The 254-nt window shown below is 56.3% G+C and carries 1 protein-coding gene; it reads right to left on the reverse strand.

Annotation, left to right across the window (positions count from 1 at the left end; translation table 11 throughout):
- A partial coding sequence (locus tag SB764_RS42625; RefSeq protein ID WP_410867125.1) for an ATP-binding cassette domain-containing protein occupies positions 1-224 on the reverse strand: 224 nt, incomplete at its 3' end.
- Positions 225-254 lie beyond the last annotated feature (30 nt).

Here is a 254-nt window from a genome sequence, read left to right on the forward strand (position 1 = left end):
GAAGTGGGTTCGATGATTCGGTTGATCATCTTCATGGTGGTGGTTTTGCCACAACCCGAAGGGCCGACGAACATGATCAGCTCACCAGGGGCGATGTCCATGGTGAAGGACTCGACGGCTTGAATCACCAGGCCGGGATAGGTTTTAGTGACGTCCTTGAGGACGATCCGGGCACCATTGGCCGGACGGGTTGTTGTTGCCGGATGGGTTGTTGTTTCAGACACGTAGTCCCCTTGAGGTAGTGACGCGGCGGA

Source organism: Paraburkholderia sp. SIMBA_027, from assembly GCF_046535315.1.
GTDB classification, from domain to species: domain Bacteria; phylum Pseudomonadota; class Gammaproteobacteria; order Burkholderiales; family Burkholderiaceae; genus Paraburkholderia; species Paraburkholderia tropica.